Source organism: Prevotella pallens ATCC 700821, from assembly GCF_000220255.1.
GTDB classification, from domain to species: Bacteria; Bacteroidota; Bacteroidia; order Bacteroidales; family Bacteroidaceae; genus Prevotella; species Prevotella pallens.
Window position 1 is genome coordinate 711,645 of record NZ_GL982513.1, and the last position, 15,280, is coordinate 726,924.

A 15,280-nucleotide genomic window follows, 5' to 3' on the forward strand; every position below is an offset into this window, starting at 1 on the left:
TTTAAATTGTAAATTCCATTTATCGTGTAGTTCCTCTAATAATAAGTCTGGTCCGCACAATACGCTTTTCTACAGTGTCAAGCGGTAACGAGCCTTCCGCCTTATCTATCAATATGCTTGCAGCCTCTTCTCCTACACGTAAGCCCCGTTGTTCTACAGTAGTGAGCATAGGGTCGCACGATACAGCACGTATACCATTTGTAAATCCACAGATGGAAATATCTTCAGGAATACGATATCCCAAGCGTTTGCACGAATAAAGTATGCCAAGCGCAGTTTCATCGTTTACAGCAAAAAAAGCATCAGGCGGGTTTTGAAAGTTCAAGAGATCGGGAGTAATCGATTCCGCATCGCTACGATTATCGCACATTCTTATTAATTGCTCATCTGGTTGTATACCATGTTTCAGCAAAGCATCGCGATAGCCGTTATAGCGGTTCTTTCCTATTTCCAAATTCATAGACAAACCGTAATAGGCAATGCGTCTGCAACCAGTATTAATAAGGTGATTTACGGCAGAGAATGCTCCCATATAATCGTCAATAACCACACGGCTAGCATTAACACCAATGCTTACACGGTCGTAGAATACCAATGGTATATGCTGATCTACAAGAAACTGGAAGTGATCGAACTTGGTTGTATTCTTAGCTTGTGATACAATTACGCCACAAACCTTATTTTCGTAAAACGATTTACATATCTTTACTTCTCGTTCGTAGCTCTCGTTGCTTTGCGCAACCATAAGCTGATAGCCACGCATAGAGGCTTCTTCTTCAATTCCAGCTAATATAGACGAAAAATAAAAGTGTGTAAATTGAGGCACTATAACGCCAATAACCTTCAACGGTTGCACTTTGCTTTTGCGCAAAGCTTCTGCAATAAGATTAGGAGTAAAGTTTTGTTCACGCGCATAACGCTTTATCTCTTCCCGCTTTTCTGCCGAAATGCGTGGGCTATCCTTTAGTGCACGCGATACAGTAGCAACGGAAACACCCAATTCGCGTGCTATATCTTTCATTGTTACATTACTCTTTTTCATTGCCAATTCGTGAGGCTTATTTTCTCTTTTTCTCATTTCTATGGCAAAAATACATATTTTTACATTATACTTTGATACAAGTCAAGAATTTATTTCTATATTAACGATGCAAACGTTTGCACTTTTTAATTTATGTTTTTAACGACCAAAAAGTGCTAATACAAAATTAACAGCTTATCTTTGCAAAACTAAGTTCTATATAAAGGTAAGAAAAGAAACCGTATTGTCCTATTACAAAAGATGTTACAGCGGTTATATTAAGGATAAAATTTACTCAATATTAATACTTTAATAACAAAATGATGAAGCAGGTAAAATGCAAAACTCCTGTCAGGATGCTGGCACTTATGCTCGGTCTATTCCTGTCTATCAATGCCTTTGCGCAATCAACTATCAAAGGTATGGTGAAAGATTCTTCTGGCGAACCAATCATTAGCGCATCAGTTCTAGTTACTGGAACCCATGAAGGTGTGCAGACGGATATCGACGGAAACTTCGAACTGAATGTAGCACCAGGCACTCAACTAACCATTTCTTACATTGGATATATTAAGCAGCAAGTTGCTGCAAAGAATGGTATGGTTGTTGTTATGCAGCCAGAAGATGCACAACAAATGCAAGAAGTTGTTGTCATCGGTTACGGTGCAGTGAAGAAGAGCGACCTTACAGGTTCGGTTCTCGCAATGAAACCCGACGCAAAGAATAAAGGTCTCGTAGTAAATGCACAGGATATGATGCAAGGTAAGATGGCTGGTGTGAATGTTACAGGTGAAGGCGGTACTCCTGGTGGTGGCGCAAAGATTCGTATTCGTGGTGGTTCATCGTTAAGCGCATCTAACGATCCGCTTATCGTTATCGATGGTGTCGCTATGGATAATACGGGTATAAAAGGTATGTCTAACCCTCTTTCTTTAGTAAATCCACAAGATATTGAAAGCTTCAACGTGTTGAAAGACGCTTCTGCAACAGCAATCTATGGTTCTCGTGGTTCTAACGGTGTTATTATTATTACCACAAAGAAAGGACGTGTAAACCAACCTCTTTCTGTTTCATACTCTGGTAGTGTAACTGCTAGTATTAAGAGAAAAACTATCGATGTAATGAATGGAGATGAATATCGTAAGTTTATTACTGATATGTTTGGTGCGGGAAGCAAGCAAGTAGCTGCACTTGGCACTGCAAATACTAACTGGCAAAACGAAATCTATCGTACAGCATGGGCACAAGACCATAATATTACCGTTACAGGTTCTGTTGGCGACAAGGATAATTATATGCCTTTCCGCATTTCTGCCGGCTACACAAATAATCAAGGTATATTGAAGACCTCTAATTTTGAACGTTATACAGCTGCTGTAAACTTAAGTCCATCGCTCTTGAATAATCACTTGACTATGAACTTAAATGTGAAAGGTATGTTTGCAAAGAATCGCTTTGCTGATGGCGCTGCTATCGGTGCAGCTGTAGCTTTCGACCCTTCTCAAAGCATTTACGATTATACTTCAGCTGATGCAGCTAACTTTGGTAACTATTTTGAATGGCGTGGAGTTGGTCTTGCAGCAAGCGATGACCCTACATGGCCAACTACTTTCAATACTTTGGCAACAAAGAATCCTGTAGCTATATTAAATTTAAAGAATGATCATTCTCGTAGTCGCGACGTTATTGCAAATGCAGAATTCGACTATAAAGTTCACGGCTTTGAAGATTTACGTTTGCATGTTACTGCTGGCGCAGACATTGCACAAGGACAGCAAGACACTGATATTGCTTCTTCTTCTCCATTAAAACCTTATTACGGTTACAATGGTTGGAGCAAACAGTTGAAACGCAACCTCACTTTCAATACATACGCACAGTATTACCACGACTTTAAAGATGCTGCAAAGAACCACTTCGATATTATGGCTGGTTATGAGTGGCAACACTTCTGGAGAAAAGATAAGAGTCGTGCTATACAATATTATCCTTCTACTAACTCAAAGGCTGGACAAATCTACTACGATAGTGGTAAAGACTACAACAAAGACGGCGTTTTGGAAGACTATGTATATCCTACAGAAAACTATCTTGTGTCATTCTTCGGGCGTTCTAATTGGAGTTTAATGGACCGTTACTATCTTACAGCTACATTCCGTGCTGATGGTTCTTCACGCTTCAAAAAGCATTGGGCTTACTTCCCTTCATTTGCATTCGCTTGGAAAATGAAAGACGAAAATAAGTTCCGTGATATTAAGTGGTTAAGTGATTTGAAACTTCGCTTAGGTTGGGGTATGACAGGTCAGCAGGAAGGTATTGGCGACTATAACTACTTCGATATTTATCAGACTGGAAATAGCACGAATGGATATTATCCTGTAACAGGTGAAGGTATAATTGTTCGCCCACAAGCTGTAAACAAGGACTTGACTTGGGAAACAACTACAACTTACAACGTTGGTCTTGATTGGGGTATCCTCAACCAACGCCTCAGTGGTAGTGTTGATTGGTATTATCGTAAGACTACAGACCTCTTGAACACAGTAATTGTTCCTGCTGGTTCTAATTTCCGTAACCAAGTTCCATCTAATATCGGTTCATTAGAGAATACTGGTATTGAAGTAGCTTTGCGTTGGAGAGCAATCGAAACCAAAAACTGGTATTGGACTATCGACTATAACTTCACATACAATAAGAACGAAATTACCGACCTTACAGGTGGTAAAGATCCTAATTTCTTTGTTGCGACAGGAGGAATTTCTGCAGGTACTGGCGTTAATGCACAAGCACACGCTGTAGGACACCCAGCTTCTTCTTTCTACGTTTATCAACAAATTTACGATAAGAATGGTAAAGCAATTGAAGGTGCTGTTGTAGACAGAAACGGTGATGGAAAAATTACAGAGGCCGATAAGTATTTCTATAAGAGTCCAATGGCTCCTGTTATAATGGGTCTTTCTTCTCGTCTAGAGTATAAGAATTGGGATTTAGGTTTCTCTCTCCGTGCAAATATAGGCAACTATGTGTTCAACGATTTGATGGCTGGACAAGCAAATATTTCTCCTGCAGCTATATGGGCATCATCAGAATTCTTGTCAAACCGTCCTATAGCTTCAGTTAAAGATAATTGGCAGACAGGTCAGACCACAGCTATTCTTTCAGACCGTTGGGTACAGAATGCTTCGTTCTTAAAACTCGACAACGTTACATTAGGTTATAGCTTTGCTGATCTCTTTAAGACTGGTGGTTGGCATGGTTTGAGTGGACGTGTTTATGGAACAGCTTCTAACATACTCACACTTACTAAATATAAAGGTATAGACCCAGAAGTATTTGGTGGTATTGATAATAATCTCTATCCACGTCCTATGTCATTCATTGTTGGTCTTAATTTAAACTTCTAATCATATAATAGTATTTCAATAACTATGAAACGATATATAAAGAAATTAGCTCCAGTAGCAGCACTGCTATTTACGTTGAGCTTAACCTCTTGTGTTAAGGATTTGGACGTTACACCAATCGACCCAAATCTACAAACAAAGATTGATCCAAACCATTTGTTCAACAAGTGCTATGCAAACTTCGGATTGTCTGGTAACAATGGTCCAGATGGTGATTGCGATATTGATGGTCTTGATGGAGGTACAACAGGTTTCATTAGACAGCTGTTCAACTCTAACGACCTTACTACCGATGAAGCTATCTGTAACTGGACACAAGATGAGGGTATTCCTGAGTTTAACTTCAATAACTATGGTAGCTCTCACCCTATGCTGAAAGGTTTCTACTATCGCCTTTATTTTGGTGTTACTGTTTGCAACCAATATCTCAATAACTTTGGCGATGTAGACAAACAGAAGACTGCAGAGGTGCGTTTTATTCGTGCACTCGACTACTATTTGTTGATGGACGCATTTGGAAATATTCCTTTCACAGAAGAGGTATCAGCTAAACCTTCTCCACAGCATTCACGTAAGCAAATGTACGACTATATTGAAAAGGAACTCTTAGCCATTGAACCAGACTTGATGACTCCACGTGCTAAGACTTCTTCTGATCCTGATTACGGTCGTGTAGATAAGGCTGCTGTATGGATGTTGCTCTCTCGTCTATACTTAAACGCAGAGGTTTATACTGGTACACCTCAATGGCAGAAGGCTGCAGACTATGCTAAACAGGTAATTAATTCTCCTTATCATCTCTACACTGGTGCTACAGTAAACGGCTGGACTGCTTACCAACAATTATTTATGGGCGATAATGGCGAAAACGGTGCATCTGTTGAAGCTGTTTTCCCTATTTTACAAGATGGAAAGCATACTGCTGCATACGGTGGAACTGTGTTCTTGATTGATGCTTGCTACGATAAAACTGCATCTGTAAATAGTAATGGTACTGCTGGTGGCAATCTATACGACAATGCCAACTGGGCTGGTGTTCGTGCTCGCAAAGACCTTATCGATAAGTTCTTCCCCAATAGCAATGCACCAGCTGTAAGTGGAGCAAATATGCCAAGCGAAGCTGGAGACGATCGCGCACTGTTCGATGGTGTAGGAAGAACCATTACACAAAGCACATCAGCTGATATATCAGTATTTACAAAAGGCTTTGCAGTTGTTAAGTTCAACAACTTCTACTCTACTGGCGCAAGTGCAAAAGACCTTCGTTATGCAGACACCGATTTCTTCTTATTCCGTGTTGCTGAAGCTTATCTAACATACGCTGAAGCTACTGCCCGATTGAATGGTGGTCAGACTACTACTGAAGGTACAGACCTTATCAACCAACTTCACACACGTGCTCATGCAGCACCTCGAACAACTGGTTCTTATACACTCAACGACATTCTCAACGAATGGTGTAAAGAGTTCTACTTTGAAGGTCGTCGCCGTGTAGACTTGATTCGTTTCAACAAGTTTGGTGGTAATGCAAACTATAACTGGGCTTGGAAAGGTGGCGAACGTAACGGACGTAATTTCGCTGCAACACGTAACGTCTTCGCTATTCCAAACAGCGATCTCACTGTAAACTATAACTTGAAACAGAATCCTGGTTATTAAATTATACGAGTTGAGGAGAGACTCTCCTCAACTCTAACAAAACTCAAAAGATAAGAATTATGACAAAGATATTAAAGTCTGCATTGTTGCTCATTTGTGCTGTTTGTTTCTTTACAGCCTGCAGCGATGACAACGACGAGAATCCTGTGGTAAAGTCTCCAACTACTTTCCACTTAAATACACCAGCGCTTGCTGCTAACGGTATTTACGATTTAACGCACTCTAAATCTATAGAACTTACTTGCTCACAGCCTGACTATGGCTATCCAGCAGTAACAAGATATACAGTAGAGGTTGCGACTAGTGCCGATATGTCTGATGCAAGAGCTCTTTCTGGTTCTTACACCACAGCAAAGATAGAGGTAGATGCTGCCGAGTTGGCAAGTACACTTACCGAGCTTTATTTAGCAAAAGGCATGAGCGAACATCAGTTCCCTCTCACGGCTCCTGTTTATATTCGCGTGAAGGCTGTTCAAACTACGGCTGATAACAAAGAGATTGAAGGTACTGCAATTACATCTAACACTATTGAATTGAGCAAAGTGTATTTCGCTTTCTCACTTCCTCCAGTAACTGTACCAGAGAAACTCTATCTTGTTGGTAGTTTCAATAAATGGTCGTGGGACAATGCTTTGGAAATGATACCTGTAAATGGCTCTCCAAACATTTTCTGGCATCTTGTTTACCTCGATGGTGAAGGCAACAGTGCCGGTGTTAAGTTTAATAGCGATAAAGCATGGAACGACAAAGAGGCTGGCTTCGAAAAGATTACGATTAACCCTGCAAGCGATAATGCTGCCGATATTATCAATGCCAATGGCAACATTGGTTCATCTAAACCAGGTTGGTACCTGATGATTGTAGAATGTACCGTAGTAGGTCGCGATATTAAGTACAACGTAACCTTCAACAAACCTAATGTTTATCTGCAAGGTGTATGTACTGCTGCTGGTGGTTGGGACCTTATTCCAGACAACTTGTTCTCTGTACCTACAACAGCCGATGGCGAGTTTGTTTCTCCTGCTATAGGTAATGCAGTGTCTGGTGGTCCTTCAGGAAGCGACCCAGGTGTACGTATCTGTGTAAAGATTCCTAATACCGACTGGTGGAAGTCTGAATTCATTGTCTACGATAAGAAGATTGCTTACCGTGGCAATGGTGGCGACCAAACACCACGTGTAGCAGGTGCAGTAGGGCAGAAGGTCTACTTGAACTTCACAAAAGAAACTGGCGAAATAAAATAATAACAACTTATTATCATAGAATACAGTTATGAAGAAATTATCATTATATATCACACTCGTAATTGTAAGCCTCGTTCTCGGGGCTTGCAGCGACGAGTACGAACCTTGGAGCAATCCTCAGGCATATTCACAAGAAAGTTCTATCACTATTCCTGGTATGAAGGCAAGTGCTGTGGCAACACAAGACTTATCTACTGTAGGCGATGAGGTGCCTCTTTTCACACTCTCTGCGGCTACTCTTCCTGAAGGCTACACCTTGCGGAACGCCCGCATAGAACTCCACCCGGCGATGCTCGACGGTGCACCGCCTACCACCATCAGCACCACGATTGACGGCAAGGCAAGCACGGCAGAAGTACAGGCAATGATTGAGAAGTACTATGGCAAGCGCGTGGAAGCACGCAATTTCTTGGCGTACGTATATGTCAATGCCGTAAAGGCCAGCCAGGTTGCGCTCATAGAAGCTGGTGCTGTTGATTTAACAATAATACCAAAGAAACCTACTTTTGCATCAGAATATCTTTATATGTCTGGTGATGCAAACTCATGGCAGCATTCGGATATACTCTACAGCTCAGACCTCGATGGCAAATATATTGGCTATATGTATCTTACACAAAATGGCTTTAAGTTTTCTACACAACCAAATTGGGGAGGTACAAACTACGGCAAGGACTTTAGCACAGATGCAGGTGCCGATAATATAACGATGACTGAACCTAATGGCTTCTATAAGGTAGAAGTAAACTTGGTAACACGTTCTTACAATCTCACACCTATTACTAAAATAGGTATCATAGGCGATGCTACTGGTGGTTGGACAAATGATATTGATATGACTTACAATTCTGCATCGCACAGTTGGAGCGTACAACACGTAACACTTGTAAACGGTGAAATGAAGTTCCGTGCGAATGGCGAATGGAACATAAGCTGGGGTGGTACAGACCTTAACCACCTAACATCTAAAAATGGTGCTAACCTCAAAGTAGAGGCAGGTACATACACCATTAAGCTAACACCATCGTACGATGGCAATACAAAAGCAGAACTAATAGCAGAGTAAACCTATTAGGTTAATACTTTTTAAGTTTATATTTCACTGGGGGGCGCACCATTTTTATGGTTCGTCCTCTTTTTTTTGCTCATTTTTATTTTAGTTCAGCTAAAAATAGGAGCCTGAATTGTAGACACCTACAGTTGCTTACTCAAAAAACGAATAGAACATTGCTAGTGTATATAAAAATTGGTGAGATATAGCTACTTTTGTTTTAGATATCTGTCCCGTTCGTCTCAGATATCTGTCGCATTCGTTTCAGATATCTGTTAGTTGCACATTAGATATCATAATAGAAATCAACCTTTATAGTTTAATTCTATGACGCTTGAAAGATATCTGTTCCAATGAATATTTCTTGATTTGACTTGCAAAATATTCGTCTTTGAATGCGAAGAATATGCCTGTAGTATATGAATAATACATATAGGGTTATATTAATATAATATATACTTAGCCATTAACAATCTCAATCTTCGCTCTTCGCATTCTATAGAATAGCAATAGAGCAATGCGCTAATGCTTCTATACCTTTATATTATTCTATCAAAGTTTTATTTATACTTTGTTTTTTTATATTTCTTTCATTATCTTTGCACAAAACTTCATAACTAAAGGTATCACTATCGTAAGTTTATGGTAAATTGTTTATAAGCGTATGAGACTCAATATACAATCTCACAGCATTAAAATAGATAAAAGAATAGGAAGCATTATATTCTTGTTTGCAGTAATAATACTATCTGTAAACGCGCAAACAAACGAACAACCACAGCAACGTCATTTTAAGAATTTTGGTATAGGTTTAGGACATATTACACCTGACTCAATGCGATGGAAGAGTCTTAATTTTGGAATATTAGCTGCCACCGATACGCTAAATGGATTTCAATTAGGTGGGATAAGTAGTATAACAGAACGAAAACTAAAAGGTGTTAGTATGGCAACACTACTAACAGCTAGCAATGGACGTGTTGATGGAGTGTTAGGGGCATTCGGAATGAATATTTCAGGAGGCACTATGCGAGGTTTACAATTAGCTGGTATTATCAATATTGCACGGAAAATACATGGAGTACAACTATCGGGATTTGTAAATATAGCAGAATCGCATTTTCGAGGACTACAGTTGAGTGCTTTCACTAATATTTCTATGGGGGTGCAGGGAGGAGTTCAAATTGCAGGATTAGCCAATATAACCTCGAGAACTATGCGGGGCTTACAGTTAGGAAGCTATAATTATGCAGATACACTACGAGGAATGCAGCTTGGATTAGTGAACATTGCGTTGCAACAACCTAAAGGCCTACAGCTGGGTATAATTAATTATAGTCGCGATACTTTGGCGCGAAAAATTGGTTTTGTGAACATTGATCCCAATACTAATATAGATTTATTGTCTTATTGGAGTAACACAACACTTCTAAATATGGCTCTGCGTTTCAGAAATAAGAAAACCTATTCGATATTTTCTGTAGGAACACACTACCCATCGTTAGACGATGATTTTTCTGGAGCATTATCCTATCGTTTAGGACGCTATATACAACTATCGCCTAAATGGATATTGAGTAGCGATATAGGTTTTTCGCACATTGAAACATTCGAGAAAGAAAGCTCTAATAAACCACATAGACTGTATGCATTGCAAGGACGTGTAAACTTAGATTACCACATTAATAAGAAGTTAGGTGCTTTTATTTCAACAGGTTGGGGTACAACCCGCCACTATGGTAATAACAAACTCTATACTAATAGAATGCTTTTAGAAGCAGGACTGGTGATGCACTTTCGACCTGAAAAGACACAATTGTATGGGGGAACTGTAGGAACTACGGAGCAGACGATGACAGAACGATACAGAAAATTGCTCGAAAACGATTCCACCTTGTATCGTTACAATATTCAATTTGCATATAACGATCCGAAAGAACATCGCAAAGCATGGACTGCTGTAACAGAAGTTATAGGAATTAATGCATTTGTACACTGTATAGATAGATTTGCTTTGCACTACAAATTTGCAAAAGTAAATTTTAAAAGTATAAGTAACAATTTTAAGAATGGTTTTGTATGGGATAACGATAAGTTTACTACTAATCAGTTTGCACATCCTTATCATGGAAGTTTGTACTATAATGCAGCACGCTCAAACAATCTTTCGTTCTGGCAATCACTACCTTATGCCTTAGGCGGCTCACTAATGTGGGAGTTTATGGGCGAGGTTGAGCCACCTGCTATAAACGATGTAATGGCAACAACAATGGGAGGTATTTGTTTCGGAGAACTTTCACACCGCATCTCGCATCTATTATTGGACGATAGTAGTAGAGGATTCCAAAGGTTTCTTAGAGAGTTTGGCGCTACACTCGTAAACCCTATTGGAGGCTTCAATAGATTAATAACAGGGAAAGCGTGGCGTATAAAAGGACAATATCATAAATATCACGACTATGAAGCACTGCCAATAGACCTGTCAATATCTTCAGGCATACGCTATCTGGCTGATAATGGCGCAATGTTTAGAGGAGATTATAATGCCTTTATGAATGTATTCTTAGAATATGGCGACCCTTTGAACGAATCGACCACTAAGCCTTACGACTTCTTTTCATTGGAAGCAATGTTTGGAATAGTAGGCGAGCAACCACTCATAAATGCTATTCACATATTAGGACGACTTTGGGGTACACCTGTTTTTAGTGGTAAAAGCTTCAAAGCACAACTTGGTTTGTTCCAGTTCTTTAACTATTACAACTCGGATCCCGTAAAAAAAGGAAGTAAACAAACTCCTTATCGAATCTCGGAAGCTGCTAGTATTGGTCCAGGAATGATAATATCGTTCCAAAACATGGGAGGTTTAACAAGATTGGAACAACGTATCTTTCTTTCAGGAATACTATTAGGTGGTACTAAAAGCGATTATTACAACGTAATAGATAGAGATTACAATATGGGCTCAGGGTTTTCTGTGAAAACGAAAACATTTATGGAATTCCATAAATTCGGCCGCTTCATAATGCACTCAAGTTTTTATCACCTTTATACGTGGAAAGGATACGATAAAAAGAAACTAGAGACAATAGATCCACTATATTTAAATGCACAGGGCGATAAAGGAAATGCAGATTTACTTGTGCTCAATCCAATATGGGAATTCGACTTTAATAAACGTATGAGCATAATGCTCGCAGGGTCTTATTATATAAGAAATACACGATATTATGAATATAAAAAGGTACACGCAGAGACATTCGAAGTGAATTTAGGTTTAACCTATCATTTCTAATAAGCTGCTTTCGCTGAAGTGTGATATAATCACCAAACTATCAATACAATTATATAATACATCGTGTTATATATTGTAAATAGTGTTAATAATAATTAAGATATAAGCATCTACGGATTTATCCACTTTGTAAATAATAAAAAATGAGTAATTTTGCGAACCGATTATTTCGAGAGTGAACTTAGAACTCTCAGCACATTGTATGTTAATAGCGTTACTTTTGGCCGGGTTACGTGGTTAGAGAATGCAATGAGCAAGTATTAAAAACGTTTTTTAGTAGTAAAATTTAAAATTTAAAAATGGACACTTTAAGTTATAAGACTATTTCCGTAAACAAGGAAACAGCTAAGAAAGAGTGGGTAGTAGTAGATGCTACAGACCAGATAGTTGGTCGCCTTTGCTCTAAAGTTGCTAAGTTGCTTCGCGGAAAGTATAAGCCAACTTTTACTCCACACGTAGATTGCGGAGACAATGTAATCATCATTAATGCCGATAAAGTAAGATTTACAGGCAAAAAAGAAACCGATAAGGTTTACACACACTATACTGGTTACCCAGGTGGACAACGCTTTAACACACCTGCGCAACTTCGTACAAAGAAAAATGGTGTAGAGAAGATGGTACGCCATGCCGTTAAAGGTATGTTACCAAAAGGCATTCTCGGTCGTCATATACTTAATAACCTTTATGTATTTGAAGGTTCTGAGCTGAACGGACTCGAGGCACAAAAGCCAAAGTCAATAGACATTAACCAGTATAAATAGAATAGGCGAAAAAGATGGAAGTAATAAATACAATTGGACGCCGTAAGAGCGCTGTTGCTCGTATATACCTTTCAGAAGGTACAGGCAAGATTACTATCAATAAAAAAGATATTACTGAATATTTCCCATCAGCTATTCTGCAGTATGTTGTAAAACAACCATTGCAGTTGCTAGGTGTAGAAGGTCAATACGATATAAAGGTAAACCTCGATGGTGGTGGCTTTACAGGACAAAGTCAGGCTTTACGTCTTGCTATTGCACGCGCACTTGTAGAGATTAATCCTGAAGAAAAGAAGAACTTGAAGAACCACGGATTCCTGACACGCGATAGCCGTGCGGTTGAGCGTAAGAAGCCAGGACAGCCAAAAGCACGTGCTCACTTCCAGTTCAGCAAGCGTTAATCAACTTGTCAGCATACTGCCGAATTACAGCAAAAGAATTTGCTATATGCCTATGTCGGTATGCCACAGCGCTTGAGTTTAGTATCTAAATCAATGAGATTTCAAAATCGGGAACTACTCGTTGGTTGATTCTAACAAACCAAGCGAAACTATTCGCTAAGAAAGAATTAAAAAGAAAGTAAACAAAACAAAAAGTAAAAAGAAATGTCAAGAACAAATTTCGACCAATTATTGCAGGCAGGCTGTCATTTCGGACACCTCCATCGTAAGTGGAACCCAGCTATGAAACCATATATTTATATGGAACGCAATGGAATCCACATCATTGATCTTCATAAAACCGTTGCAAAAATAGACGAAGCTGCTGAGGCTCTCAAAGGCATCGCAAAGAGCGGAAAGAAGATTTTGTTCGTAGCTACTAAAAAACAGTCTAAGGACGTTGTTGCTGAAAAAGCTACAGCGGTTAATATGCCATACGTAAACGAACGCTGGGCTGGTGGTATGCTTACCAACTTCCCAACAATTCGTAAGGCAATTAAGAAAATGACGAACATTGATAGATTGATGAACGATGGTACTTTCTCTAATCTTTCAAAACGTGAAATTCTCCAAATTTCACGCCAACGTGCAAAGTTAGAGAAAAACTTAGGTTCTATCTCAGACCTTACTCGTTTGCCTTCTGCACTCTTTGTAGTCGATGTTATGAAAGAACATATCGCTGTTAAGGAAGCTAATCGCTTGGGTATTCCTGTGTTCGGTATCGTTGATACAAACTCAGATCCAAAGAATATTGATTACGTTATTCCTGCAAACGATGATGCAAAAGACTCTGTAGAGGTTATTCTTGGTGCTTGCTGCGCTGCAATTGCAGAAGGTCTTGAAGAACGCAAGATAGAAAAGGCTGACGAAAAAGCTGCTGCTGAACAAGCAGAAGAAGCTGCTGAAGCTAAACCAAAGCGTGCAGCACGTAAAGCAGCTGCAGAAGAAGCTCCTACTAATGAGGAAGAAGCTCCTGCTGCAGAATAAACTTTAGACAAAATATAAGATGGGCGTTGGTGAACGCTTGTGGATTTAAGAATGAATCCATTAACGCTCCTCAACGCCCACATTTTTTAACCATAAATTTAAAAGGAAAAGAAAAAATGGCTGTATCAATTGAAGATATAAAGAAATTGCGTGCGATGACTGGTGCAGGTCTTGCAGACGTAAAGAACGCACTCAATGAAGCTGAAGGTGATTTTGATAAAGCAAAGGAAATCCTTCGTGAGCGTGGATTAGCTATTGCTGCAAAACGTTCTGACCGTGAAACTTCAAATGGTTGTGTTCTCGTAAAGGCTGTTGATGGCTTTGCAGCAATGGTTGCCGTGAAGTGTGAGACCGACTTCGTTGCAAATGGTAAGGATTTCATTGCTATGGTGCAAGATATTCTTGATGCTGCTGTTGCAGCAAAAGCTAAGTCTCTTGACGAAGTTAAGACTCTAAAGCTGGCTAATGGAGAAGATGTAGCTGCTACTGTTCAACAACGTTCTGGTATCACTGGCGAGAAGATGGAAGTTGATGGCTACAACTTTATTGAAGGTGAAAACTTATCAGTTTACGATCATATGGGCAAACATACACTTGCCACTATTGTTCAACTAAATAAGAGTAACGAAGAAGCAGGACACAAAGTTGCAATGCAAGTTGCTGCTATGAAACCTGTTGCTTTGGACGAAGCATCTGTTCCACAAGAAGTTAAAGACGAAGAATATAAGGTTGCTATTCAGAAAACAAAGGAAGAGCAAGTTGAAAAGGCTGTTGTTGCTGCTATTAAGAAGGCTGGTATAAATGCAAACTTGGTAGATAGCGATGAGCATATTGAATCTAATATCAATAAAGGCTGGCTTACACGTGAAGATGCAGATAAGGCTATAGAAATAAAGAAGACTGTTAGCGCTGAGAAGGCTGCTAATTTGAATGAAAATATGATTCAAAATATTGCGAAAGGTCGTCTCAACAAGTTCTTCAAAGATAATTGTCTTGTAGACCAAGAATTCCAATTTGCAGAAGGCGATAAGATTAATGTTGCTGATTGGTTGAAGAGCCAAGATAAAGATCTTGCTGTTGTTGCTTACAAGCGCTTCACACTTTCTGCTGAATAAAGAAAATATAAATTTTTCGTTTTCATATTAAGATTGGAAGAGGGTGTGTCAAAATGTACACATCCTCTTTTTATGCACAAAGCCCCGACTTTCTCAAGCCAGGGCTTTGCTATTTCCTAAAGTTTTTGTACCTTTAGGCATTAAAAAAATCTCATTATGACAAAGATACACTTTCGTTCTTACATACACAAGAAAATGATTCTTTTTCCTCAAAGAATCAATAAGGATATCGCAGAAGACGACCCTGTTCGTCTTTTAGACACCTTGGTTGATAACCTTATGTTGGAGAAAGTCTACAGG

Annotated in this window: 10 protein-coding genes; 9 read left to right on the top strand and 1 reads right to left on the bottom strand. The window is 39.3% G+C overall.

The features are described from left to right. Positions 1 to 19: 19 nt before the first annotated feature. On the bottom strand, positions 20 to 1,078 hold the full coding sequence (locus tag HMPREF9144_RS02690; protein WP_006044311.1) for a LacI family DNA-binding transcriptional regulator: 1,059 nt from the start codon (positions 1,076 to 1,078) through the stop codon (positions 20 to 22). A gap of 263 nt (positions 1,079 to 1,341) precedes the next feature. Between HMPREF9144_RS02690 and HMPREF9144_RS02695 the strand changes: the two genes are divergently transcribed. From HMPREF9144_RS02695 to tsf, 9 genes are all read left to right on the top strand, one after another. Further along, positions 1,342 to 4,425 carry a SusC/RagA family TonB-linked outer membrane protein gene (locus tag HMPREF9144_RS02695; RefSeq protein ID WP_006044312.1) on the top strand — a complete coding sequence of 1,028 codons (3,084 nt, stop codon included), beginning with the start codon at positions 1,342 to 1,344 and terminating at the stop codon, positions 4,423 to 4,425. Between the two features lie 24 nt (positions 4,426 to 4,449). After that, a complete protein-coding gene (locus HMPREF9144_RS02700; RefSeq protein ID WP_006044313.1) occupies positions 4,450 to 6,084 on the top strand; it encodes a RagB/SusD family nutrient uptake outer membrane protein in 1,635 nt (544 codons plus the stop codon). Positions 6,085 to 6,143: 59 nt separating this feature from the next. After that, positions 6,144 to 7,328, top strand: a complete 1,185-nt coding sequence (locus HMPREF9144_RS02705; RefSeq protein ID WP_006044314.1) for a SusF/SusE family carbohydrate-binding protein — start codon at positions 6,144 to 6,146, stop codon at positions 7,326 to 7,328. Positions 7,329 to 7,356: 28 nt separating this feature from the next. Beyond that, positions 7,357 to 8,394 (top strand): Outer membrane protein SusF domain-containing protein, encoded by a 1,038-nt coding sequence (locus HMPREF9144_RS02710; protein ID WP_006044315.1) that lies wholly within the window; start codon positions 7,357 to 7,359, stop codon positions 8,392 to 8,394. Positions 8,395 to 9,043: 649 nt separating this feature from the next. After that, positions 9,044 to 11,674 carry a DUF3943 domain-containing protein gene (locus HMPREF9144_RS02715; protein ID WP_006044317.1) on the top strand — a complete coding sequence of 877 codons (2,631 nt, stop codon included), beginning with the start codon at positions 9,044 to 9,046 and terminating at the stop codon, positions 11,672 to 11,674. A gap of 299 nt (positions 11,675 to 11,973) precedes the next feature. Further along, positions 11,974 to 12,438, top strand: coding sequence for a 50S ribosomal protein L13 (gene rplM, locus HMPREF9144_RS02720; protein ID WP_006044318.1), 465 nt, complete (start codon positions 11,974 to 11,976; stop codon positions 12,436 to 12,438). A 14-nt stretch (positions 12,439 to 12,452) separates the two neighbouring features. Next, the gene (gene rpsI, locus HMPREF9144_RS02725) at positions 12,453 to 12,839 is read left to right on the top strand and encodes a 30S ribosomal protein S9 (protein ID WP_006044319.1); all 387 of its coding nucleotides are present in this window, start codon (positions 12,453 to 12,455) and stop codon (positions 12,837 to 12,839) included. Between the two features lie 204 nt (positions 12,840 to 13,043). Beyond that, the gene (gene rpsB, locus HMPREF9144_RS02730; protein ID WP_006044320.1) at positions 13,044 to 13,865 is read left to right on the top strand and encodes a 30S ribosomal protein S2; all 822 of its coding nucleotides are present in this window, start codon (positions 13,044 to 13,046) and stop codon (positions 13,863 to 13,865) included. A gap of 116 nt (positions 13,866 to 13,981) precedes the next feature. Continuing rightward, positions 13,982 to 14,980, top strand: a complete 999-nt coding sequence (tsf, locus tag HMPREF9144_RS02735; protein ID WP_040595532.1) for a translation elongation factor Ts — start codon at positions 13,982 to 13,984, stop codon at positions 14,978 to 14,980. The last annotated feature ends 300 nt before the right edge of the window (positions 14,981 to 15,280 follow it).